Source organism: Streptosporangium sp. NPDC004379, assembly GCF_042873875.1.
In the GTDB taxonomy this organism is placed as follows: Bacteria; Actinomycetota; Actinomycetes; order Streptosporangiales; family Streptosporangiaceae; genus Streptosporangium.
In genome coordinates this window covers 156187-179799 of record NZ_JBIAMC010000007.1, presented here as the reverse complement: position 1 = coordinate 179799, position 23613 = coordinate 156187, and the positions used below count along the sequence as shown (strand labels likewise).

The following is a 23613-nucleotide window of genomic DNA, read 5'->3' as shown; positions in this document are numbered from 1 at the left end:
AGCCTCATGAGCTGCTGTACTCCAGGTTAGAGACGATTTCGCCTTGCCTGTGAGTCCCCGTGATTCCCTTTCGGCGCCCCTCCTGACGGGCACGCAACGGGCACGGCGTCAGTACACACCTACCCAAGGCGTGGGGGCCGGTCGTGGGTGACCGTGGTCGCCCCTCCCTCGCTTCTGTACGGCAACGGTGAACCAGTTGGAGGCGAGGTGCGTCGTAGAAGGCGTGAGGGCTTCTCAGCTCGTACTGGTGGCCGGCCGGCGCGATTGTGCTGGCCGGATGCGGCCAGGGGACCGCCTTGGTCGCCCCAAGTTCGCCGGACGCTGACGAGCACGCGGCCGTGGTCGCGGAGCGGTGGCGGACTACAGGGCTGTCCGAGGAGTGGGTGCGCGGGTTCGTCCCCCAGGAGACACTCACGGTCTTGGGTAAGGATGTCCGGTTCACCGATCGCAGCAAGTTGGCCTTCGACGCCGGGAAATGGGAACTTCACGCGGATCTGCCAGGCAGCGCTCCCTCCCACGGTGAGATCCGGTGGCTTGACGGGACGGCAATGACATTGCCGCTGCTGCGGGCTTCGGCGGCGTACGAGCAGATGAGTGTGCCTAACCTGCACCAGAAGTGCGCTCCAGGCGAGTGCGGGCTGCTCACGGTCATTGGGACGCGCCTGGGCGAGGTCCAGATCCAGACCAGCCGGGGTCCGGCCATCGTCCCGGCGTGGCAGTTCAGCGTGCGGGACGTACCAGGCACGTTCAGCCGGGTTGCGATTGCTCCGACGGCACGCTCCAGCCCTCCCCCGCTCTCGGAGCGGCCGAGGTCAACGGCTACCAGCCGGGGGAAGGGACGGCCGTCCGGCTCGAATACATGTCTGGCAGCTGTGACGAGCTGCACGGCGTGCGAAGCTTCGAGGCGGACGACCTGGTGATGGTCGATCTCGATATTGAGACGTCCGACGGTGTCTGCACTGCTGTGGGATTGGTCGGGGCCACCGAGGTCACACTGGCCAAGCCACTCGGCGACCGGATCGTGCTGGACGCGCCGAGTGGGCTGCCGGTGCCGTACGGGGTAAACCAGTCCCCGGCTATGCCACCGCCGGATATTTCACTGCCCTCGCCGACCCCGGAATCGCCGACCCCGGATGTCTCCCTGCCAAGTCACGCCTCGCTGCCACCGTGGTCCCCCTCTCCAGGATGAGTCCGGATTGTCTTGCGCGGTGGGTGGCCCGGAGTGAAGGAAGCCCGTAGAAACGATCAAAGCTAGGGTAGGGAAATCTGTCCTTGACCTGGGCCTTCGAGCTTGGAGCGGGTGACGGGAATCGAACCCGCGCTGTCAGCTTGGGAAGCTGATGTTCTGCCATTGAACTACACCCGCAGCGGTGTGCCGCGTCCACCACTGTAGCGGAAACTCGGAGCGCTCTCATCCGTGCCCGGGGGAGTTTTCCGGCCGTCACATGAGCCGTCGCCTCAGCCCTCCCGCGGACCCTCGCCCGAGGATCACGAGGATCACGAGGATCACGGGGGTGGCGGCCGGGGGAGCCGGTCGGAGGTTACCGGGCGTGCCCGGGGTGCGGCGTTGGTAGGTTGCCCACGTGCTGCTTTCCGATCGTGACATCGCCGCGGAGATCGAGGCCGGCAGGGTCAAGCTCGATCCTTTCGACACCGAGATGATCCAGCCGTCCAGCGTCGACGTGCGCCTGGACCGTTACTTCAGGGTCTTCGAGAACCACCGGTACCCGCACATCGACCCCGCGGTCGAGCAGCCCGGTCTCACCCGGCTGATCGAGCCGGACGGTGACGAGCCGTTCGTCCTGCATCCGGGGGAGTTCGTCCTCGCCAGCACCTACGAGGTCGTCAGCCTCCCGGATGACATCGCCTCGCGGCTGGAGGGCAAGAGCTCGCTGGGCAGGCTCGGCCTGCTCACCCATTCCACGGCGGGCTTCATCGACCCCGGCTTCAGCGGCCACGTGACCCTGGAGCTCTCCAACGTCGCGACGCTTCCGATCAAGCTCTGGCCGGGGATGAAGATCGGTCAGCTGTGCATGTTCCGGCTCAGCTCGCCCGCCGCGCATCCGTACGGCTCGGAGCGGTACGGCTCGCGTTACCAGGGCCAGCGGGGGCCGACGCCGAGCCGTTCCTACCTGAACTTCCACCGGACCGTGATCTGAGCGACCCGGACCGGGGTCGTCCGCCGCCCCGGACCGGACTGGGCCCGAGCCTGCCCGTCCACCCTCGAACCGGACCGGCCGCCGGCCCGGACCGCGGACCGCCCGCCGTCCCGCGCAGAGCCCCCGATCCGCCGGCCGGGCCCGAGCCGCCGGTCGGGCCGGACGGTCCGCGTACGGCAGCGGTACGGCGAAGCCTCTGGAAAGTGAACGCAAAGTGAATATCAGATGAACACGGGACCAATGAGATCTGCTCGGGCTGATGGGGAACGGGGTATTCGGGGGGTGGCGTGACCGAAATCACGGCCCCCGTCCGAAACCCCCGAGTGGCCGGGGTCGCGTCCTCGCAGGTGGGAAGGCCCATGCGGGCCTGAGGTGCGGCGATGGGTGCGTGCGGGGAGAAGAAAGCGCGGCATGTGGATCAAGCGGCAGCTGGCGACCCTTCTTGTCGGCCCCAGCTCAGCGTAATATGGCCCAAAACCAGCAAAACGGTCATCGGAAAGATGAGCCCAAGGCTTCCTCCCGAAGGGTGCCGCCAGGTATACACCGGGCAGCGGCAGTTGGAAGAGTAGGCGTCTACTGGGTGAAGTTCGGATTTCCGCTGGTAACCCGTACCCTTCTCTGCGGACCATCCCCGCACATCTGGAGAACGACGTGCGCCTGCGTCTCACGCCTAGTGAGGACAGCTACTACGACTTGTTCGCCGACTCGGCGAACAACCTCGTCACAGCGTCCCGGCTACTGGTCGAGATCATCAGCGACGGATCGGACAGGGACGCCCTGGCCGAGAAGATGCGTGCCTGTGAGCACGCCGGTGACGAGCGTACTCACGCGATCATGAACCGGCTCAACGAGAGCTTCATCACGCCCTTCGACCGCGAGGACATCTACCGTCTCGCGTCGAACCTCGACGACGTGATGGACTACATGGAGGCCGCCGCCGACCTCATCGGCCTGTACCAGATCGACCACCTCCCCAAGGAGGTCGTCCGTCAGGTGGAGGTCCTGGAGCGCGCCGCCGAGCTGACCGCGGAGGCCATGCCGCGGCTGCGCTCGATGCGGAACCTCAACGAGTACTGGATCGAGATCAACCGTCTGGAGAACCAGGCCGACCAGGTCTACCGGCGCCTGCTCGCCAAGCTGTTCGGCGGGGAGTACGACGCGCTGACCGTCCTCAAGATGAAGGAGGTCATCGACCAGCTGGAGATGGCCGCCGACGCCTTCGAGCACGTGGCGAACACGATCGAGTCGATCGCGGTCAAGGAAAGTTAAGTGGACCTCACGCTCGTACTCGTCATCGGCGTGGTCGCCGTGGCGCTGGCGTTCGACTACACCAACGGCTTCCATGACGCCGCGAACGCGATCGCGACCTCGGTTTCGACCCGCGCGCTGACGCCCCGGGCCGCCCTGTTCATGGCCGCCGCCATGAACTTCCTGGGCGCCCACCTGGGCACACAGGTGGCGGCGACGGTCGGCAAGGGCATCATCGAGGCCCCCAAGGGGGTCCACGGCCTGGTGATCGTGGTGTCCGCGCTGGTCGGGGCGATCACCTGGAACCTCATCACCTGGTACTTCGGCCTGCCCTCGTCGAGCAGCCACGCACTGATCGGCGGACTCGTCGGCTCGGCTCTGGCCTCGTCGAGCGTCGTCCACTGGAACGGCGTGGTCGAGAAGGTCGTCATCCCGATGATCCTGTCCCCGCTGGTCGGCTTCACCCTGGCGGCGATCGTCATGATCGCCATCCTCTGGGGCTTCCGCCGCTCCCAGCCGGCGAAGACGAACCGGGGCTTCCGGCACGCCCAGACGGTCTCGGCCGCGGCCATGGCCCTGGGCCACGGCCTCCAGGACGCGCAGAAGACCATGGGAGTGATCTTCCTGGCGCTCGTCGTCGGCGGGTTCCAGCACGAGGGTGACGCGATCCCCCAGTGGGTGATCCTCTCCGCGGCGACCGCCATCTCGCTGGGCACCTACGCCGGCGGCTGGCGGATCATGCGGACGCTCGGCCGCCGGATCATCGCGCTCACGCCCCCGCAGGGCTTCGCCGCCGAGGCCGCCGCGGCCTCCGTCCTCTACACCGCGGCCATCGGCTTCGGGGCGCCCATCTCCACCACGCACACGATCACCAGCGCGATCATGGGCGTGGGCGCCACCAAGCGCCTGTCCGCGGTGCGGTGGGGCGTCGCGGGCAACATCGTGATGGGCTGGATCCTCACGATCCCCGCCGCCGCGGCCGTCGCCGCGGTGTGCTACTTCGCGGTCCACTGGATGGTCGAGTAGCGAACCGGGCGGTCAGCGGAGCGCCGGTCGGGGACCTCTCGGCCGGCGCTTCGCCGTCTCCGCAGTCTCCGCCGTCTCCAGCGGTGAGCGGCGCCCTACCTGCGGTACATGACGTCGACGTCCCACCGGGAGAAGCCCAGCTTCTCGTAGAGGCGGACCGCGGCGACGTTGCTCTCGTCGGCGTACAGCATGACCTGGGAAAGGCCCCGGGAACGCAGGTGGGCGAGGCCCGCCAGGGTGAGCGCCCTGCCCAGCCCGCCGCCCTGCTCGTCCGGATCCACACCGACCACGTACACCTCCCCGATCGGGTCGTGCGCGTGGTCGCCGTCGCCGTGCACCTTGGTCCAGTGGAAGCCGACCAGCCGCCCGCCCCCGGCACGTCCGCCGCCCGGCCCCTCGGCCGTCCCGCCGTACGGCTCACCGCCCGGTCCACTGCCCGGCCCGCCGTAAGGCCCGCCACCCGGCCCGCCGTAAGGCCCGCCACCCGGCCCGCCGTAAGGCCCGCCACCCGGCCCGTCGTACGGCGCGCCGGGCTCCCGGCCCGGCGGCTCCTCGGTCGCCCGTTCTGCGAGGAAGAAGCCCGCAGGGTCGAACCACGGCTCCCGCTCGCGCCGCCGCAGGTCGTCGAGCGTCCACGACCCCTGCTCGGGGTGGTGGGCGAACGCCTTGGCGTTGAGAGCGACCCACGCCTCCTCGTCCGGGGAGCCGGGCTCGAACGTGCGCAGCCGTACGCCCTCGGGCAGCCGGAAGGGGGGCAGGGGCTCGGCCAGCGGGCGGCGCATCTGCCACAGCGACCTGACCCTGCCGAACCCCGCCGACGTGGCCAGCGCCTCGGCCCCCGGGTGCCCGCCGTGCGCCCACAGGCGAAGTCGTCCCCCGGTCAGCTCCAGCACGGCCGCGAGCAGGCGCCGTCCGTGGCCGCGCCGCCGGAACGCCGGATGGACCACCAGCTCCCCGCTCGGCCCCTCGACCGGGTCGGTCGGGTCGACGTGGGCGTAGCCCGCGAGGACGTCCCCGTCGTAGAGGAGCACGGCTCCCGCCCGCTCGTCTCCGCCGTAGCGGAGGTGGAGCATCACGTGTTCGTTGAGCGGCCCGACCCCGTCGGCCTCCGTGGCGGCCGCGACCATCTCCAGGACGGCGGCCACCTCCGCCTCGCCGAGCCTTCCTCGCTGTTCCACACGCACGTTCATGCTCTGGACTCTAGGCGGAGCCCGGAACGCGGGGGGCGGCCGGATCGGCGGAATCACCCCTTCCGGGCAGGGTGAATCGTTACCTCCTGGACATTGTTTACATAGATTGCCGCTTTAGGGTCTGGGGTCATGATGTCTCGCTCCCTCAAGCGGCTGGCCCTCGCCGGTGCCCTCGCCGGCAGCGGTCTCGCCCTCGCGGCGGGGCCGGTCCAGGCGGTCGACCGGTCCGCCAGGACGGTGCCGGTCCGCCTGCTCGCGCTCAACGACTTCCACGGCAACCTGGAGCCCCCGACCGGGTCGTCCGGCCGCATGGTCGACGAGACGGGCGCCACCGTCGAGGCCGGCGGCGCCGCCTACATCGCCACCCACATGGCGCAGCTGACCGACAAGAACACGCTGAAGGTCGCCCAGGGCGACCTGATCGGCGCCAGCCCCCTGATCTCCGCCGCCTACCACGACGAGCCCTCGGTGGAGTTCCTCGGCAGGCTCGGCGTCACCGCCTCCGCCGTCGGCAACCACGAGTTCGACGAGGGGTACGGCGAGCTGCGGCGCATCATGTACGGCGGCTGCCACCCGGTGGACGGCTGCTCGCCCGCCGGGCAGTGGAAGGGCGCGCGCTACGACTACCTCGGCGCCAACGTCCTGTTCAAGCAGCCCACCGGGACCGCCGAGAAGCAGGCGCTCGCCGCCTTCGGCGCCGGGAACCCGGCCTCGCTGCGCTCGCTGCTGAAGGACTACGGCATCCCGGCCCTGCCCCCGGTCGCCGTCCGCTGGATGAACGGCGTGCCGATCGGCTTCATCGGCCTGGTCACCTAGAGCACCCCCGGCATCGTCACCTCCGAGGGCATCAAGGACCTGCGGTTCATCGACGAGGTCAAGGCCGCCAACGTCGCCTCCAGGCTCCTCTCGCTGGTCGGCGTCAAGGCGCAGGTCGTGCTGGTGCACGAGGGCGACCAGGTCGCCGCGGGCAAGTCGCCCGACTCGTGCAGCGCCGAGCCGGGCGCGGGCACCCGCATCGCCACCCAGGTGGACCCCCAGATCGACATGGTCCTCACCGGCCACTCGCACCAGGCGTACCTGTGCCAGGTGACCGACCCGGCGGGCGGCAAGCGGCTGTTCAGCCAGGGCGGCTCGTTCGGCCGGGTGATCACCAAGGTGGACTTCCAGGTGGACGTCCGCACCCGTGACGTCGTGCGCTCCACGGTCGCGGCCGACAACCAGGTCGTCACCCGGACCGTGGATCCGGACGAGGACACCGCCACGTTCGTCCGGACGTGGAAGGACCGCGTCAAGCAGATCGCCGACAGGCCGATCGGTAAGATCACCGCGGACATCACCAACACCGCCGCCCCGTCCGGGGAGTCGCCCCTGGGCAACCTCATCGCCGACGGCCAGCTCGCCGCGACGAAGACCGGCGGCAACGCGCAGATCGCGCTGATGAACCCGGGCGGCGTGCGCGCCCCGCTCACCTACGCGGGCTCTCCCGCCGGCGAGGGCGACGGGGTCGTGACGTACGGCGAGGCCTTCACGGTGCAGCCGTTCAACAACCTCATGCAGGTCGTCACGCTCACCGGCGCCCAGCTCAAGACCGTCCTGGAGCAGCAGTTCACCGGCGGGCCCAACGCCCAGCCGTTCACCAAGATCCTGCAGCCGTCGTCGAACTTCACCTACACCTACAGCGCGAGCGCGCCGTGGGGTTCGAAGGTCTCCGACATGAAGATCGACGGCGTCGCCGTGACCGACGCCCAGACGATCCGGGTCGCCGCCAACAACTTCCTCGTCGGCGGCGGCGACACGTTCCAGGGCTTCACGGCGGGCACCGACCTGTGGAGCGGCCCGCTCGACATCGACGCCTTCACCGACTATCTGACCGCGGCGGGGACGATCGCGCCGCCGGTCCCGGACCACATCACCGTCGCGCCCTGACCCGGCGCCGAGCCCGATCGGCCGCCTCCCGCCACGCGCGGGGGGCGGCCGTTCACTTGCGGGCGGGCTCGCGCCTGTCGCCGGTCTCCTCGCCCCGCTCGGGGACGAAGCGGTACCCGACGTTGCGCACGGTGCCGATCAGCGCCTCGTACTCGGCGCCGAGCTTGGCGCGCAGCCGCCGGACGTGGACGTCGACGGTCCGGGTGCCGCCGAAGTAGTCGTAACCCCAGACCTCCTGCAAGAGCTGGGCGCGGGTGAAGACCCGCCCGGGGTGCTGGGCGAGGTACTTCAGGAGCTCGAACTCCTTGAAGGTCAGGTCGAGCGCGCGGCCGCGGAGCCGGGCGGTGTAGGTGGCCTCGTCGATCGTCAGGTCGCCGTTGCGGATCTCGTCGGGGACCTCCTCGGCGGCCGCCTGGTTCAGCCGGCCGACGGCCAGCCGGAGCCGGGCCTCGACCTCGGCGGGGCCGGCGGTGTTGAGGACGACGTCGTCGGCGCCCCACTCGGCGGTCATCGCCGCGAGCCCGCCCTCGGTGACGATCACGAGGAGCGGGCAGGTGATGCCGGTGGTCCGCAGCAGCCGGCTCAGGCTCTTGGCATGGACGAGGTCGCGGCGCGCGTCGAGCAGCACGGCGTCCGCGGGTGGCGCGTCGATCAGGGCGGACGCCTCCGCTGGGGCGACCCGGACCGGATGCAGCAGCAGCCCCAACGCCGGGAGCACCTCCGCAGAGGGCTCGAGGGCGTTGGTGAGCAGCAGCAGATTGCTCACAGTGCCTCCTTCCGCGTCGTGCGGCGAAAAGCCGTACAAACACGTAAAGGACCCGGGGGCTACGTCGCCCAGGTCCCGTAGTAGGTGAGGATAGCCCACGGGGTCGAAGGATCCAGCGAGCGTCCACCTGATGAACACCGGTTACACCGGTGGGTTACCCGTGACGACGCCGTCACCACGCGTTTTCCGAAGGAGTTGGTCAGAAGATGGCGAAAGGTGTGATCCGCTACTGGGCCGCCGCGAAGGACGCGGCGGGCGTCGCCGAGGAGCCCTTCGAGGCGGAGACCCTGGCCGGCCTCGTGGCGGACGTCACAGCGGGCCGCGAGCCGCTGGCCCGGGTCGTCGGGAGGTCGTCGTTCCTGGTGGACGGGGCCCCGGTGGGGTTGCGGGCGCACGACGCCGTCGTGCTTCCCGAGGGGGCGACGGTGGAGGTGCTCCCGCCCTTCGCCGGGGGGTGACGACCGTGCTCCCTCCCGGGGGCGAGGAACTCCGCCCCGGGGACAGGGAGCTTCGCCCCAGGGGCGGCGGGCTTCGCCCTGGGGACGGCGGGCTCCGCCCCGTGGGCGACGGGCTCCACTTCGGGGACGAGGGACTCCGCTCTGGGGACAAGAGGCCAAAAACGCCATACACCTGGTAATGATGGGGCGTTTCCCGGGAAATTACCCGGGAGCGCCGCCGTGGCGTTCGGGCCTGACCCGGTACGGACAGGGAGTCGGATGCGTAAGCTGATCGCTTTTCTGATTGTGCTGCTCGTCCTCGCGGGCATCCTCGACCGGGTCGCGGCCGCCGGGGTGGAACGGGAGATCGCCACCCGGGCGACCGCCCAGTACGACCTCTCCTCCCCGCCCGAGGTGGACATCAGAGGCATCCCCTTCCTGACCCAGGCGATCTCCGGGCGGTACGACGAGGTCCGGGTCGCCACCGGTGCCCTGGAGGTCTCCGGCATCCGGCTGGCGGGCGTCGACTTCACCCTCTACGGGGTCACCGCCCCGCTCCGGGACCTGGTGACCGAGGGCGGCAAGGCGAAGGTCCGCGCCGACCGGGTCGCCGGTACCGCGGTCGTCTCGCTGGACACGCTGAACCGCAGGGCCCCGCAGGGGTTCAAGGTCGCGGTGGACGGCGACGCCCTCAAGGTGGACGGCGAGCTGACCGTCCTGGGCCGGAAGGTGGCCGCGGAGGCCCGGATGAAGATCGCGGTCGAGGGGGACGGGCTGCGGATCGTCCCGGAGAAGGTCACCCTGGCCGGCGGCATCCCGGTGCCGAACGCCGAGAAGGCGATCTCCTACCGGATCCCGCTCAGGAACCTGCCGTTCAACCTCAAGGTGACCGGCGTGAACGTCGTCCCGGAGGGACTGCGGATCTCCGGCGAGGCGACGGGCGTCCCCCTGCAGGGCTGACCCGCCCGGCCCCGCCACGCTCCGCCCCTGCCCGGTCCGCCTCGGCCGGCGTGCCCGGTCCCTTTCCGAGAGGCCGCCGCCCTCTCCATGAGTCCGCCGCCCGGGGTCGCCGTGGGGGGACCGTCGTGCGGGACGGGCCGGCGTGTCCGGAGCCGGCCGTTCTCCGTGGTCGACTGGAGAGGTGTCCGAACCGATCCGCCCCGCCGTACGTCATGGTGGTGTGAGCCGAGCCGGAACCGCCGACGAGCAGCTCGTCAGGGCGCTCTTCGACGAACACGGCGGGCCACTCTACGGCTACGTCCTGCGGCTGACGGGTGATCCGGGGAGAGCGGAGGATGTCGTGCAGGAAACGCTTCTGCGGGCCTGGCGGCACCCCGACGCGCTCAGCGACCGTCCCATCCGGGCGTGGCTGTTCACGGTGGCCCGCAACCTCGTCGTCGACCAGCATCGGGCGCGCAAGGCGCGTCCCCCGGAGACGGGGGACGAGGCGCTCGCCGTACTGCCCGCCGACGACGAGCTGGAGCGGGCCGTCGAGTCATGGGCCGTCGCCGAGGCGGTGGCCACTCTGCGGCCCGAGCACCGCGAGGTGCTGGCCGAGGTCTACTACCGGGGGAAGTCGGTCAAGGAGGCGGCCGAGACGCTGGGCGTGCCGGCCGGAACGGTGAAGTCGCGCACGTACTACGCGCTTCGGGCGCTGAAGCTGGCGCTGGAGGAGCGGGGGCTCGCGCCATGATGATGACGTGTGACGAGGTCCGGATGTCGCTCGGCGTCTACGCGCTGGGCGTGCTGGAGCCCGAGGAACGAGTGCTCGTGGAGGCGCACCTCGCCGAGTGTGCCGCCTGCCGTACGGAGGCCGAGGAGCTGGGCGGGGTGGCGACCCTGCTCGGCAGGGTCGCCGAGGAGGACGTGGCGCAGGCGGTCAGCCCGCCCCGGGCGGTGCTCGACCGGCTGCTCAGCGAGCGGCTGCACGACGAGCGGGCCAGGAAGCGCAGGACGTCCCGGGCGCTGCTGGCCGTGGCGGCCTCGATCGTGGTCGCCGGGATCGGCGGGGCGGTGTGGACGGCCGCCGGGCAGCCCGCCGCGGATCATCCGGCCGCGGCTCCGGCGGTCTCGCGGTCCCGGCCGGAGACCTCGGAGACCAACGGTTTCTTCCGGGACAGGAAGGCCGCCCCGGACCGCTCCGCGGCCTCCCGGAGCTCCGCGCCGTCCGGGAGCCCCGATGACGAGGTCAGGATCCTGCTGGAGGCCCCTCAGGGCCGCGAGTTCGCAGGTCGCGGCGGTGCCGCCCGCGCCACGGTCACGGTGACGGCGGGCGCGGAGCCGAGCGCCGGGCCGAGCGCGGGATCGGGCGCGTCGGCCGGCGCGGAGCGGGGCGGAGCGCCGAGCACGGTCACGGTCACGCTGACCGGGGTGCCCGGCGGTACCCGCTGCCGCCTGGTGACGGTCGGCACGGACGGCGTCCGCCGGACGGCCGCCGAGTGGACCGTCAGCCGGGCCGTCCACGCCGACCCCGGCGTCTCCGCCGGGAGCGAGGTCACCGGGACCACGACGCTCCGGCCCGAGGACGTCGAGAGGTTCGAGATCGTCGCCGGCGGCAGGGTGCTGATCCGCCTCACCCCCCGCTGACGGCCGCCGCATCCGCTTGCCGGCGGCGCCCGTCCGGGACGTCGTCCTGCCGGGGCGCCGTCCGCGCGCGTCCCTCCGTGCCCGGTCGTCCTCCGCCGGGACGCCGCCCGGGACGCCGTCCGGCAGGGCGGGAATGACCGTCGGCGGCGGCGCGTTGTCGGCTCCGTGACCGGACTGGCGGTGCTGCTCGTCACGCTCGCCCTGGCGACACTGACCGGGGTGGCGCTGCGGCGGCGCGCCGCGCCGCGCGACGTGGGAGGCAGGGGGAGAGGCGGGATGGAACGCCTGACGTCCGGGCAGCTCGCGGCGGAGCTGGGGGAGCGGGCCACGCTCGTGCAGTTCTCCAGCGCCTTCTGCCAGCCCTGCCGGGCGACCCGCCGGATCCTCGCCGAGGTCGCCGCGATGGTGCCCGGCGTGGCGCACGTGGAGATCGACGCCGAGGCGCGGCTCGACCTCGTCCGCGCGCTGAACATCCTGCGCACGCCCACCGTGCTGGTCCTCGACGGGTCGGGCCGCGTGGTGAGACGCGCCTCCGGCCAGCCCAGGAAGGCCGACGTCATCGGGGCGCTGGGACTCGCCGTCGGCGACTGAACCGAGGGTCTCCCGAGCCTGTATCCGGGGCTCGGGGCCCTCCGGACCGCGGGTCCCCGAGCCGCGGACCTGCGGTTCCGGGCTCTCCGGACCGCGGGCCCCGGGCCGCTGACCTGCGGTTCGGCGCCCTCCCGGCCGCGGGCCCCCGAGCCACGGGCCGCCCGTGTGCCGAACAAGGATGTCTCACGAATTGGACGGGGATGTGACAGAGGGCGGGACGTCGGGGTAATGTCGTTCGTATGATCCTGACGACAGAGCTGCTGACGAAGCGGCGCGCGGTCGACTTCTGCCGCGTGACCACCGCGCTCTGTCGCGTTTCCTGAGGGCGATCTCAAGCGGCTTCGCGCCGCGCCGATCCGCACACCCTTGGGGAGCATCGAGCGATGCACGCCGATCCCAGAGCACTCCGTTTCTCCGCGTCCGTGACGACCGTCGTTCTCGCGATCGTCCTGGCCACGGGGAGCACGTGGTTGCTCGCCGTCCAGACCGTGTTCTTCGGGCTGGGCCTGTTCGGAGCGTCGCCGTACGGGATGGTCTTCAAAGGGATAGTGAAGAGCCCGCCCAGTGAGCTGGAGGACGCCGCCCCGCCGCGCTTCGCGCAGGGGGTCGGCCTCGTCTTCGCCCTGGCGGCCCTGGTCGGATACATCACAGGAATCACGCCGCTGGCCCTCGGCGCCACCGCCGCGGCCCTCTTCGCCGCCTTTCTCAACGCCGTCTTCGGCTTCTGCCTCGGCTGCGAGATGTTTTTGATCATCCGCCGATCACTGCCCGCAAGATAATTCCGGAGGATTGCCATGAGCCGTTCCGCCGCACTGGTGGACGCAGACTGGGTCGAGGCCAACCTCGACACGCCCGGTGTCGTCCTCGTCGAGGTCGACGAGGACACCAGCGCTTACGAGAAGGGCCACATCCGGGGCGCCGTGCGGATCGACTGGAGGACCGACCTCCAGGACCCGGTCCGCCGCGACTTCGTCGACCGCGAGGGCTTCGAGGCCCTGCTGTCCGCCCGGGGGATCTCCAACGACGACACCGTCGTCCTCTACGGCGGCAACAACAACTGGTTCGCGTCCTACGCCTACTGGTACTTCAAGCTCTACGGCCACGGGGACGTCAAGCTCCTCGACGGCGGCCGCAAGAAGTGGGAGCTGGAGTCGCGCGAGCTGGTCAGGGACGTCCGGGAGCGTCCGGCGACCCAGTACCGCGCCCAGGAGCAGGACAGCTCGATCCGCGCCTTCCGTGACGACGTCGTCGCCGCGATCGGCAAGCTCAACCTGGTCGACGTGCGCTCGCCCGACGAGTTCACCGGCAAGCTGCTCGCCCCCGCCCACCTTCCGCAGGAGCAGGCGCAGCGCGCCGGCCACGTGCCGACCGCGCGCAACATCCCGTGGTCGAAGGCGGCAAACGACGACGGCACCTTCAAGTCCGACGAGGAGCTGAAGGCCCTCTACGAGGCCGCCGGCGTCGACTTCGGCAAGAACACCATCGCGTACTGCCGCATCGGAGAGCGTTCGGCCCACACGTGGTTCGTGCTGCACGAGCTGCTCGACCAGGCCGACGTCAAGAACTACGACGGTTCGTGGACCGAGTACGGCTCGCTCGTGGGCGTGCCGATCGAACTGGGAGAGGCCCGATAATGACTGACGGATGCGCTGCTCCGGAGCAGACTGTTGCTCTTCCGGCCGGGATCGACCTCTCGACCCAGGCCGTCATCCAGGGGGTGGTCTCCGGCGCCGGCACCGCTTACGCGCGCCTGCTGGACCACTCCGGCGAGTTCACCGGCGAGGTCGTGGTGTCCGAGGAGGGCGTCTTCCGCTTCTTCGCCGCTCCCGGTGACTGGACCGTCCGCATCATCGCGGGCGGCGGCGTCACCAAGGACGTCCCCGCCCAGGCCCGCCTGGGCGAGGTGACCCAGCTCAGCGTGGCGGTCTGACCGCTCGGACCCGGGCCCGTCCCGGCGGCCGGCCCGTCCGGTCCGCCTCACGGCTCTGAGGGCCGGCGTCCCCACAGGGGGCGCCGGCCCTTCCGCGTCTCCCGGCGGGAACGAACGCCCGGCGGACTCCGGCTCCGGCGCGCGGCCGGATCCGGGCTCCGGCGGGCCCACGGATCCGGTACGGCCGGCGCGCCGGCCGCCGCCGATCGCTACGATTCGTCAGGTGCCCGGAACGCCTGTCATGTCCCAGACGTCAGCTCCGCCGCCGTCGCGGGCCGCCGTCCGGGCCCCGGCCGCGCCCACGGCGTACTCGCTCCCCCTCCACATGTTGCGGATCTTCGGGTCCCGCGCAGTGTCGCTGGTGCTGTGGTTCTCGGCGGGGAGGGCGATCCGCGCCGGCCTGATGTGGGCGGGCACCGAGGTCTCCCACGGCGACCACCGGCAGGTGCGCCTCGTCGTCACGATGCTGATCTTCACGTTGATCGTGCTGAACGAGCTCGTGGTCATGGTGGGCATGCTGCACTCGGTGCGCGGCGCGCTCCGGGAGATCCGGGTACGGCGGACCGGCGACGAGGCGGACGAGAGCCTGTTCGGCGCGCTCAACCGGGCCACGCTGGTCTTCGCCACCATCTACCTGGCCTGGAGTTTCCACGCCGAGGACGCCAGGGAGTTCGTCGCCCTCGACCGCACCCGCAACGCGGGTGAGGACCTGCTGCTCCGGCCGCTCATCGGTGAGGAGTCCACCACCGGGACCGGCCTCATCGGCCTCGACGTCCGGCTCTCCATCGTCATCGCCGTGGTCGCCTACCTGCTCAGGGGACTCTTCGGCTGGTGGCACGCGCAGGGCAGGGTGAAGGGCAGCGGCGTGCTGACCACCTTCTTCGAGCTGGCGTTCGCCTTCTACGGCATCAACGCGGTGCTCGCCTTCGTCGAGGCCCGGTCCGACTGGGTGTCCCACCGGGTGGTCGTCGACGCGCTCGGCGACCAGGTCAAGCGGCTGGAGGAGAGCGTCCCGGGCTGGAAGGAGGCCGCGGCGTGGATCGGGGAGGTCTGGCCGTACGTCGTGGACGCGCTGATCGAGCCGCTGACCTGGCTGACGGTCGCGGCGCTCGTCTACGGCGCGTTCGCCGAGGACACGAGGTCGGTCGTGCGGGGGACCCGGCTGGACGCCGTGGCCGACCGGATGGAGCGGACCCACTCTCTCACCCGGTCCGTCGCGACGCGGATGACGACCGGGTTCCAGGAGCGCTGGGTGCCGCCGGTGAACGCCTTCCGGCTCGCCGCCCGAGGGGGCGCCGCTCTGTTCGGCATGTTCTGCCTGTGCTACGTGCTCGTCCGGGTGGGAGCCGACTACACGACCCAGGGCGTCAAGATGCTGATCGGCAATCCGGAGCCCTTCAGCTGGGTGGCGTGGGGGTCCGCCGCGTCGGTCCTGCGCGACCTCGTCGTCGACACGCTGACGGTCTGCCTGCTGGCGGCGACGTTCGACATCGCCGCCACCCGCGCCAGGGAGAGCGGCCGGACCGTCGGCGACTGAGGTCCTCCGGCGGCCGGGAGACCGCCGGCCGCCGGCCGGTCCACGCCGGTCGCCGACGGGGGACGGGCGAGGACGTCAGCGCCTGAAACAGAGGACGTTGTCGTTCAGCTCGTTCTCCCGCGCGGCGCGCTTCATCGAGTCCTCGAAGGACTCGTTCTCGATCGTCCGGACGGCGCTCGGGCGCACGCACACCGACACCTCGCGGGCGAGCGCCCTGGGCACCAGGCTGAGCACGTCGTAGTGGTACGGCGTGCCGATCCGGTGCTCGGCGGCCTCAAGGGGCACGTCGTCCTTGGCGATCTGCGCCGCCCACGACCGGCCGTCGGGGTGGCGCACCTCGATGTCGGGGGTGCCGCGCCGGATCACGCCCTCGGGGTCCAGGGCGGTCCGGGTGACTCTGATCCTCAGCCACCGCCGGTCCGGCTCCAGCGGGCGGTCGCCGGGCAGGCCGTCCGACTCCGTCACGGCCACCTGCCAGGAGACGTGCCGGAACGTGGCGGTCCGGCCGGCCGCGAACGTGTGGACCTGGTCGTCCGGACGTGCGTCCTTGTAGGTCAGGTACCCGTTCCACGTCGGGACGGCCACGGCCACGGCCAGTGCCAGGACCGCCGCGGTGACCCGGAGCGCGGTGCGGGCCGGACGCCGGGCGGGCGCCGGGGACCCGGGGAGGTCCGCGGGGGCCTCAGCCGCGGTTCCGGGGACCTCCAGCGGGCCGGGGGGCGGCACGGACCGGGGCAACGGGGCCGACCTGACCGCGGGGAACGGCTGCGTGGAGGCGCCCTGAGGCTCGTCCGGGACGACGGGGGGCCAGACCTGGCGGTCGGGGAAGGCCCGGCGCCCACCGGACAGCCAGGGCGCCCCGCCGGCGCCGGGCCCGGGGGTCGCTCCCGGGTGGGGAGCCGCCGCGGGCCGGGGACCGTGAGGAGGAGCCATGGGCTTCACGGGCCCGGGGCCGGAGGGAGGGGCGTCCTGGGGGCGCGGGGTGAACCAGTCGCCGGGGCTCCGGCCGCCGGGAGGCGCCGTCACGGCTTGCCCGCCGGCGTGTGGACGTCCTTCGCCGTGGAGACCAGACGCGCCGCGGCGGCCTCGTCCAGCCCGAGGTCGATCTCCACCTCGGGGGCGGAGGGCTCGACCAGCGCCCCGTTCCCCTCCTGCGGGTGCACCACGATCCTGGCCCCGGCCAGTTCGGCGGGCGGGACCTCGAAGACCGCGGCCCTCCTGGTCCACCAGCCCCACTGGATGAAGGGGCTCGTGATGGTCAGGTCGCCGTTCACCTTGTCGGTGGCGGAGTACCGGCGCCCGCTCTCCGTCAGGAGGGCCGGCGGGGCGATCCGCTGCGGGACGCGGACGGACGTCGCGGCCAGGTCGACGACGAGGAAGATCCCCTTGGTGGTCGCCCGCTGCTTCGCGCCGGACGAGGAGCCGGACGACGAGGAGCCGGACGACGTGCTGGACGACGTGCCGGGGGAGGCGCCGGTCTCGATCGCCCTGGCGGCGTGGACCCCCTCCACCCGCACCGAGATCCGGGAGGCGGTGACCGTCTCCCCGGGACCGCCGGTCCAGGTGAGGGGGCCGCTGTAGTCGTCGCGGGAGAAGGCGAACGACTGGGCGGCGACCGCCGCCACGGCGAGGACCGCCCCGGCGAGCAGACCGCCCAGCCTGCGCCACCGGCCCGGGGTCGCGGAGCCGCTGCGCCGGGCCCGCGCGCCGGAGCGCCCGGAGGGCCCCTGAGACGTCGACGCCCCGCCGAACCCGTCCGCTCCGCCAGGCCCTCCGGGGACGGCGGGCCCGGGGACGGCGGGTCCGGGGCCGTGGGGATCGCCGGGTCCGGGGCCGCCGAACCAGTCCGCTCCGCCGTGTCCGGGCGCCGGTGCGGTCATCACCCGGCCGCCTTCCGGACCGGCAGGGTGACCTGTGCGGCGACGGCCGGGGGCCCGTCGTCGTCCTTCTTCACCAGAAGCCAGCCGATGTCCTGGGTGAACCCCTCGGGGTGCTCGAAGGCGCCGACGTCGAGCAGCACCCGCTCGGGCGCGCGCCGTCCTTCCGGCAGCTCGTACCGGACCACGACGGTGGACTCCATCCCCGGGTGCAGCTGCCTGCCGGGCACGCCGTCACCCTCGACGAACACGTCGGGGCCGAAGTCGCCTCCGAGCTCCGGGGTCATCCTCAGCAGGGACCCGGCGAAGAGGTAGCCGGGTTTCCCGCCCTGCCCCGGCGCTCCCACGCCGGTGGTCTCGTCCCCCTTGTTGGTCACCCGGAACACGACCTCCAGGTAGCGCTTGTCCGGCCCGCCGTACCGGCCGGGCCGGACGGTGGTGCGGGACTCCACGAACCTCGTGGTGAACTCCCCCTGGTCGAGGACGGCGCCGGGGCCCAGACGTCTGGGCGGGTCGTCGGGGGCCTCGCCGAGCCCGCCGAGGGCCGCGGTGATCCCCAGGCCGGCGGCCGCGACGAGCACGGCGATCGGCACCGCGACCGGGCGGCGCCTTCGGGCCGCCGCGCCGGGGGGAGACGTCATGGCACAGGATCGTAACCGCTGATCTTCATGTCATTCGCCTCGCAAGTCCCACGAGCACTGGATAACCAACGGAAAATACAGCAGATTGGTGAGAACGCCGCTCGGAACGGAGATCCAGCTCCTACGCTGTCACCGAGGCGGCGAGGGCCCTATGGCGGAGGTTCCGTGGCGGACGTGCATCCCGAGCACGCGCAGCTCCAGGCGGACCGGATCTACCTGGGCTGGCAGTATGCCCTGCTCCACCCCGACCCGGGGCCCGCGCCCAGACGTCCCTCTCCCGCCGACGAGACCGTCGCGGCCGAGGCGCCGAAGATCGACCCCGAGTGGGCGCGCCGGGAGCGGCTCAACGAGGACCTGCTGAACCGGCCGATGCGGACCTTCCGCGCGTTCATGGGCGTGCTCGCCGCGCTCATCCTCGTCCTCGGCGTCAGCCACCTGCTGAGCTGGTCGTTCGCGGTCGCCGGGCTGGTCGCGACCTGCGGGGTGGCGGTGTTCTGCAGCTACTCCATCCACCAGGGCGGCAGGGCGGTCCGCCACCGCATCCGCGAGCACGAGGAGGCCGGCGACCGGCTGCGCCGGGAACGCGACAGGAGCCTGTACCGCGCCCAGGAGGAGCACGCCGCCCGATACCGCGAGTGGGCCGAGAAGAAGGAGCGCCACGACCGCCAGCTCACCTGGTACGCCGTGACCGTGCCGGACGAGCTCGACCGGATCGACGTCGCCGGGGGCACGCTGACCGGCTGGTCGGCGCTGATCACCCTGCTCGGCGCGACCCGTCTCTACAGCGGAGGCCACCTGACGGTCCTCGACCTGTCGGAGGGCGCGATCGCCAAGGACCTGATCGAGCTGGCCCGCCGCGGCGGCGACGACCCGTTGGTGTGGGTGCTGCCGGTGGACCTGCCCCGGCTCGACCTCGGCGCGACGCTCGCGCCCGAGGCGTTCGCCGACGTGCTGGCGCACGTGGTGAGCGTCAGCGAGGAGCACCGCACCACCCGCGACCTGTCGTTCGACAACGCGATCCTGGAGCGGGTCCTGGAGGTCCTCGGCGAGAACGCCACGATCAACCAGGTCACCGCCGCGCTGCGGGCGCTGGCCCAGGTCGGCGACCCCCGCGAGGACCTCAGGCTCGGCCTGATCACCGCCACCCAGCTGGAGCGCATCGGCACGCTGTTCGGCCGGGGCGTCAGCGACCGGGTGGTCATCGAGCGGGCCTGGGCGCTGGAGTCGCAGCTGCGCAAGCTGGAGACGCTCGGCTCCGAGGCCGTACGGCTGCCGCCCGCGCGGCTGCGGGTGGTGTCGATGGACCGGCAGGCTGGCGTGTTCGGAAACCGGGTTCTCGGGACGTACGTGGCGACGGCCCTCACCCACATCCTGCGCCAGTCGCCCGCCTCCGAGCGGCCCTGGTACCACACGATCGTCGTCGCGGGCGCGGACAAGCTCCGCGGCGACGTCCTGGACCGGCTGATGGACGCCTGCGAGACGTCCAGGACCGGGCTGGTGCTCACCTACCGGTCGCTCACCCCGACCGTGCGGGAGCGGCTCGGCCGGGGGCACGCGGCGGTGACGTTCATGCGGCTGGGCAACGCGGAGGACGCCCGGGTCGCCAGCGAGCACGTCGGCACCGAGCACCGCCTGGAGCTGGCCCAGCTCACCGAGACGATCAGCGCCGCCGGGGCCGGGATGGACGGCGGATACGTCTCCACCATCGGTCACACCGACGACGGCGACGACCGCGACGCCGGCCGTCCCGACCTGAAGGAGGACATCACCTCCTCCACCGAGTGGGGCCGCCGCGCGACCGAGGCGATGGGCGAGACCGAACGGGTGCTGCACCGCTCCAGGGAGTTCCTCGTCGAGCCGCACGAGCTGCAGCAGCTCCCCACCACCTCGGTGATAGTGACCGACGCCACCGCCCACGGCCGCCGGGTCCGTCTCGCCGACGCCAACCCCGCGATCCTCACCTTCCCCAAGACGACGCTGGGGGAGTTCGAGGAGATCAAGGAGGCCGTGCTGGAGCGGGGCCGCAAGGAGGAGGAGCCGGAGCCTCCCGAGCCGGGGCCGTTCGTGGACGCGCCGCCCAACCTGGGCCCCCCGCCGGCCCGCCTCGACTGGCGTACGCGCTGATGACCGGTCCGGCGCGGCCTGCGTACGCGCTGACGAACGGTCCGGCGCCCGCGTACGCGCCGGTGGCCGGCCCTGCCCGTCCGGAGCGTCCGCCGGTGACCGGCCCGGCCCGGCCCGCGTGCGCGTCAACGAAGCGTTCTTTTCGGGTAAGGGGATGGTCAGTGAGCGGGTGTCCTCCCCCGTGGAGGTTCGACGCTGGTGGCCGGGGTGGTCCGACTCCCGGCCCGCACCGGCCGGTACGGCGGGACCGCCCGTGACGCGTCAACACCCCGGCGTAGAGCCGGGTCCCCCGGGTGGAGACCAACAGATGCAGCCAAGCGTGTCCCTTCCCGCCGGCGGCCTGACCGGCCCCTGGTACCGGATCCAGGCGATCACCGCGCCCTCCCGCAGCTCGTCGGCGGAGTGGGACTTCGTCACGGTCCTGCCGGCCGTGCTGTCGGCCGCCCAGCGCGACCGGCCGTTCGTGGTCGGCTGGCTGTCGCGCGGCTCCGGCGCCCCGCTGGAGCTCGTCACCAACGCCGGGCCGCTGACCCCGCCGCGTCCGCCGCGCCGGTCGGCCGACAGGACGGCCGAGGCCGACCCGGTCCCGGCCGGCTCGGAGCCGCTGCTGTTCCCCGCCGGGGCCAGGGGCGTGCGGATCGGCGACGAGTGGCTGCGCGACCTGGCCGACCTCGCCTGGACCGCCTGCCCCGGCCGGCAGGCCCCGCCGCTCGGCGGGCGCCGCGAGCCGGACGCCGACGAGGTCAGGCGGCCCACCCTGTTCGAGTCCACGCTGGTCACGCTCATGTCGCGGCCGTTCGCCTGGCTGGTGGTGGCCGAGCGGACCGACCTGCTGGACGCCGAGGTGGCGCACCTGCGCACCCAGCTCAACGTGCTGCGCCAGTACGGCGACGCCTCCGAGCGCTCCCGCTACGACGCCGAGCGCGCCGAGCGGCGCATGCAGGAGCTGGACGCCTTCCGCGAGGCCGGGCTGTGGAGCGTGCGGGTGCTGGCCGGGGCCGCGGGGCCCGAGGAGCTGCGGCAGATCGCGCCGGTCCTGGTCGGCTCGGCCGAGATGAGCCACCACCCCTACCGGCTGCGCAGCGCCCTTTCCGGCCCGGTGTACGGCTTCGCCGAGGCTTTGTCGGTGACCCTCCAGGACCCGGCCGACGGCAGCGCCGCGCCGTTCGCCGCGACCGCGGGGGCGCTGGCCGCGCTCGCCGGGCTGCCGCGCCGGGAGGTGCCGGGGGTCCGGGTGCTCGACGCGGGCTTCTTCGACGTCACCAGCGAGGCGGAGGTCGCCCCCGGGGCCGGGACCGTCGAGCTGGGGGCGATCCTGGACGGCCAGAACCGCGCGGTCGGCTCGTTCCGGGTGCCGCTCGCCACCCTCAACCGGCACGCCTTCGTCACCGGAGCCACCGGTTCCGGCAAGTCGCAGACCGTACGGCACCTGCTGGAGCAGCTCACCGGCGCGGGCATCCCGTGGCTGGCGATCGAGCCCGCGAAGTCGGAGTACGCCGCGATGGGCGGCCGGGTCGAGCACCTCGCCCCGGTGACGGTGATCAACCCGTCGGCCCCCGAGGCGGTGCCGTTCAGCGTCAACCCGCTCGCGCCCGAGCCGGGTTATCCGGTCCAGGCGCACATCGACATGGTGCGGGCGCTGTTCATGGCGGCCTTCGACGCCGAGGAGCCGTTCCCGCAGATCATGTCGCTGGCCCTGCAGCGCGTCTACGAGGCCAACGGCTGGGACGTGGTGACCGGCTGGGCCGCGCCCGGCGCCGCCGTACGGCCGGCCGTGCCGACCCTCGCGCAGCTCCAGCAGCACGCCATGGACGTCATCCAGGAGATCGGCTACGGCCGGGAGGTGCAGGCCGACGTCGAGGGTTTCATCTCGCTGCGGCTGCGGTCGCTGCGGGTCGGCTCGGCGGGCCGGTTCTTCGAGGGCGGCCATCCCGCCGACATCGGCGACCTGCTCCGGCGCAACGTGGTGCTGGCCATCGAGGACGTCGCCAACGACGAGGACAAGGCGTTCCTGATGGGCACGCTGATCATCCGGATCGTGGAGCACCTGCGGATGCGGGCCAGGACCGAGCGGAGCAGCGGCCTGCGGCACGTCATCGTGATCGAGGAGGCGCACCGGCTGCTGCGCGACCGCGGCGCCGGGCGGGCCAGCACCCACGCCGTCGAGCTGCTGGCCGGCATGCTCGCCGAGATCCGCGCGTACGGCGAGGGCATCGTGGTGGCCGAGCAGATCCCCACCAAGCTGGTCTCCGACGTGGTGAAGAACACCGCGCTGAAGGTGGTGCACCGCCTGCCGGCCGAGGACGACCGGCAGCTCGTCGGGGCCGCGATGAACCTCAGCGAGGAGCAGTCGCGGCAGGTCGTCTCCCTCCAGCCGGGGGTCGCGGCGGTCTTCGCCGACGGGATGGACCGGCCGCTGCGGATCAGGGTTCCGCTGGGGGAGGAGCGCGAGCGGGCCGTCCCCGGAGTCCTGGGTCACACGCCGCCGATCAACGGCCGCCGCTCGGCGGCCTGCGGCCAGGAGTGCCGGACCGGCCGGGCCTGCACGCTCGTGGAGCTGCGCGAGGCCGACCTGCTTGCCGACGCCCCCGAGTGGGCATGGTTGCGCATCTGGGCCGACACGCTGGTGCTGGCCTTCTGCGCCGACCGGCCGCTGCCGGGGGTGCCGCGGGCCCTCGCGGACCTGTGGGCGGAGCTGCCGCTGCGGCGCCGCGAGTGCCTGCTGGCCACGGCGGTGGAGCGCGCCGTGGCCCCCAGGGCGTGGTCGCTGCGGACCGTCGCCGACCCGGCGAGGCTGACCGAGCGGGTGGCCGCCACCGCGACCCGGCTGCTCGGCCCGGAACGGGAGGGCACGGAGCGGCCCGGCCCCGAGTGGGTCATCCCGCAGGTCCGCTGGCTGCACGAGGTGGACCGGCTGTTCCCGCACGACCGGCCCGCGCCCGACCCGCGCTCGCCCGCCCCGGCCCTGGACTACCCACTGGTCACGCCTCCGCCGGGCGGCGCCGAGCTGCTCGGGCACCGGGCCAGGGCGCTGCGCCACCACCCGCTGTCCATGGAGGCCGACCGCAACCGGGCGCTGGCCTGGCGGGTCATCCTCGGCGACGACGAGCGCGAGAGCGTGGAGCGGGACATGCAGACGGTGACGATCGGCGTCGATCCCGCCGACCGGCTCCGGCACGTCGCCCAGACGATGGGCGCGGGGTGGCTGGAGACCGTGCTGTCGTGGCCGCGCCGGTTCGTGCTGCCGTTCGACGCCGCCGCGCCGGAGGACGTCGAGCTCGCCTTCACCGACTGACCGCCGCGCGCCGTACGGGGCCTGCGGACGAGGCGCGTCCGGGGGCCCGAAGGGTCCGGCGGCCCGGGCGTCCGGGCGGTCCGGGTGGCTCAGGTGGTTCGGGCGGTCCGGATCGAGTCCCGGCCGGGAGGAGGCGAACCGGACGTGCCGTACGAACGGGACGGACGGTGCGACCTTCGTGATCGGCCCTTTCGCGGGCGTTGCCGGACCGTGACCATGCCGAACCCCGGCTAGGATCGCGGCATGAACGATTCGGCGGACCAGCCCCGGATGCCGAGTC

The 23613-nt window shown here is 72.4% G+C and carries 23 protein-coding genes and 1 tRNA gene; 18 read left to right on the top strand and 6 right to left on the bottom strand.

What is annotated here, in order from left to right; translation table 11 throughout:
* The first annotated feature begins 712 nt into the window (after positions 1–712).
* Positions 713–1189 (top strand): hypothetical protein, encoded by a 477-nt coding sequence (locus ACFYSC_RS17515; RefSeq protein WP_389962158.1) that lies wholly within the window; start codon positions 713–715, stop codon positions 1187–1189.
* 103 nt (positions 1190–1292) lie between these two features.
* On the opposite strand, the gene ACFYSC_RS17510 is transcribed toward ACFYSC_RS17515, so the two are convergent.
* Positions 1293–1366 (bottom strand) — tRNA-Gly (locus ACFYSC_RS17510).
* Positions 1367–1583: 217 nt separating this feature from the next.
* Here ACFYSC_RS17510 and dcd point away from each other — a divergent pair.
* From dcd to ACFYSC_RS17495, 3 genes are all read left to right on the top strand, one after another.
* Positions 1584–2159 carry a dCTP deaminase gene (gene dcd, locus ACFYSC_RS17505; protein ID WP_389962156.1) on the top strand — a complete coding sequence of 192 codons (576 nt, stop codon included), beginning with the start codon at positions 1584–1586 and terminating at the stop codon, positions 2157–2159.
* Positions 2160–2810: 651 nt separating this feature from the next.
* Positions 2811–3428: a DUF47 domain-containing protein gene (locus tag ACFYSC_RS17500; RefSeq protein ID WP_179819942.1), complete on the top strand. Its 618-nt coding sequence runs from the start codon at positions 2811–2813 to the stop codon at positions 3426–3428.
* A complete protein-coding gene (locus ACFYSC_RS17495) occupies positions 3429–4433 on the top strand; it encodes an anion permease (protein ID WP_389962154.1) in 1005 nt (334 codons plus the stop codon).
* Between the two features lie 95 nt (positions 4434–4528).
* On the opposite strand, the gene mshD is transcribed toward ACFYSC_RS17495, so the two are convergent.
* Entirely contained in the window at positions 4529–5623 is a 1095-nt protein-coding gene (gene mshD, locus ACFYSC_RS17490; protein WP_389962153.1) for a mycothiol synthase, read from the bottom strand.
* 129 nt (positions 5624–5752) lie between these two features.
* On the opposite strand from mshD, the gene ACFYSC_RS17485 reads away from it, so the two are divergent.
* Together ACFYSC_RS17485 and ACFYSC_RS17480 are read left to right on the top strand one after the other, a co-directional pair.
* Positions 5753–6439, top strand: a complete 687-nt coding sequence (locus ACFYSC_RS17485) for a hypothetical protein (RefSeq protein ID WP_389962151.1) — start codon at positions 5753–5755, stop codon at positions 6437–6439.
* 117 nt (positions 6440–6556) lie between these two features.
* Positions 6557–7549, top strand: a complete 993-nt coding sequence (locus ACFYSC_RS17480; RefSeq protein ID WP_389962149.1) for a bifunctional metallophosphatase/5'-nucleotidase — start codon at positions 6557–6559, stop codon at positions 7547–7549.
* A 52-nt stretch (positions 7550–7601) separates the two neighbouring features.
* Here ACFYSC_RS17480 and ACFYSC_RS17475 read toward each other — a convergent pair whose 3' ends face one another.
* A complete protein-coding gene (locus ACFYSC_RS17475) occupies positions 7602–8315 on the bottom strand; it encodes a response regulator transcription factor (protein ID WP_362940849.1) in 714 nt (237 codons plus the stop codon).
* Positions 8316–8521: 206 nt separating this feature from the next.
* Here ACFYSC_RS17475 and ACFYSC_RS17470 point away from each other — a divergent pair, with 206 nt between their 5' ends.
* From ACFYSC_RS17470 to ACFYSC_RS17425, 10 genes are all read left to right on the top strand, one after another.
* On the top strand, positions 8522–8773 hold the full coding sequence (locus ACFYSC_RS17470; protein ID WP_389962147.1) for a MoaD/ThiS family protein: 252 nt from the start codon (positions 8522–8524) through the stop codon (positions 8771–8773).
* A 258-nt stretch (positions 8774–9031) separates the two neighbouring features.
* Positions 9032–9712, top strand: coding sequence for a DUF2993 domain-containing protein (locus ACFYSC_RS17465; RefSeq protein WP_362940843.1), 681 nt, complete (start codon positions 9032–9034; stop codon positions 9710–9712).
* A 220-nt stretch (positions 9713–9932) separates the two neighbouring features.
* A complete protein-coding gene (locus ACFYSC_RS17460) occupies positions 9933–10445 on the top strand; it encodes a sigma-70 family RNA polymerase sigma factor (RefSeq protein ID WP_362940840.1) in 513 nt (170 codons plus the stop codon).
* Positions 10442–11338 carry an anti-sigma factor family protein gene (locus tag ACFYSC_RS17455; protein ID WP_389962144.1) on the top strand — a complete coding sequence of 299 codons (897 nt, stop codon included), beginning with the start codon at positions 10442–10444 and terminating at the stop codon, positions 11336–11338. Before ACFYSC_RS17460 ends, ACFYSC_RS17455 begins: the two co-directional genes overlap by 4 nt.
* Before the next feature lie 165 nt (positions 11339–11503).
* Entirely contained in the window at positions 11504–11929 is a 426-nt protein-coding gene (locus ACFYSC_RS17450; RefSeq protein ID WP_389962142.1) for a thioredoxin family protein, read from the top strand.
* 239 nt (positions 11930–12168) lie between these two features.
* On the top strand, positions 12169–12252 hold the full coding sequence (locus tag ACFYSC_RS17445; RefSeq protein ID WP_389962752.1) for a putative leader peptide: 84 nt from the start codon (positions 12169–12171) through the stop codon (positions 12250–12252).
* Positions 12253–12312: 60 nt separating this feature from the next.
* Entirely contained in the window at positions 12313–12708 is a 396-nt protein-coding gene (locus ACFYSC_RS17440) for a DUF4395 domain-containing protein (protein WP_389962140.1), read from the top strand.
* 15 nt (positions 12709–12723) lie between these two features.
* Complete coding sequence (locus ACFYSC_RS17435) at positions 12724–13563, top strand: sulfurtransferase (RefSeq protein ID WP_362940825.1); 840 nt, start codon at positions 12724–12726, stop codon at positions 13561–13563.
* A complete protein-coding gene (locus ACFYSC_RS17430; protein ID WP_362940822.1) occupies positions 13563–13859 on the top strand; it encodes a DUF1416 domain-containing protein in 297 nt (98 codons plus the stop codon). The genes ACFYSC_RS17435 and ACFYSC_RS17430 overlap by 1 nt, the downstream gene beginning before the upstream one ends.
* A 223-nt stretch (positions 13860–14082) precedes the next feature.
* Positions 14083–15396, top strand: coding sequence for a hypothetical protein (locus ACFYSC_RS17425; RefSeq protein ID WP_389962137.1), 1314 nt, complete (start codon positions 14083–14085; stop codon positions 15394–15396).
* A gap of 75 nt (positions 15397–15471) precedes the next feature.
* On the opposite strand, the gene ACFYSC_RS17420 is transcribed toward ACFYSC_RS17425, so the two are convergent.
* From ACFYSC_RS17420 to ACFYSC_RS17410, 3 genes are all read right to left on the bottom strand, one after another.
* Complete coding sequence (locus ACFYSC_RS17420; protein ID WP_389962135.1) at positions 15472–16329, bottom strand: hypothetical protein; 858 nt, start codon at positions 16327–16329, stop codon at positions 15472–15474.
* 89 nt (positions 16330–16418) lie between these two features.
* Positions 16419–17276, bottom strand: a complete 858-nt coding sequence (locus ACFYSC_RS17415; protein ID WP_389962133.1) for a hypothetical protein — start codon at positions 17274–17276, stop codon at positions 16419–16421.
* Complete coding sequence (locus ACFYSC_RS17410; protein WP_389962131.1) at positions 17276–17914, bottom strand: hypothetical protein; 639 nt, start codon at positions 17912–17914, stop codon at positions 17276–17278. The genes ACFYSC_RS17415 and ACFYSC_RS17410 overlap by 1 nt, the downstream gene beginning before the upstream one ends.
* Before the next feature lie 165 nt (positions 17915–18079).
* Between ACFYSC_RS17410 and ACFYSC_RS17405 the strand changes: the two genes are divergently transcribed.
* Both ACFYSC_RS17405 and ACFYSC_RS17400 read left to right on the top strand, forming a co-directional pair.
* Entirely contained in the window at positions 18080–20038 is a 1959-nt protein-coding gene (locus ACFYSC_RS17405; protein WP_389962129.1) for a hypothetical protein, read from the top strand.
* Positions 20039–20345: 307 nt separating this feature from the next.
* The gene (locus ACFYSC_RS17400; RefSeq protein ID WP_389962127.1) at positions 20346–23333 is read left to right on the top strand and encodes an ATP-binding protein; all 2988 of its coding nucleotides are present in this window, start codon (positions 20346–20348) and stop codon (positions 23331–23333) included.
* Positions 23334–23613 lie beyond the last annotated feature (280 nt).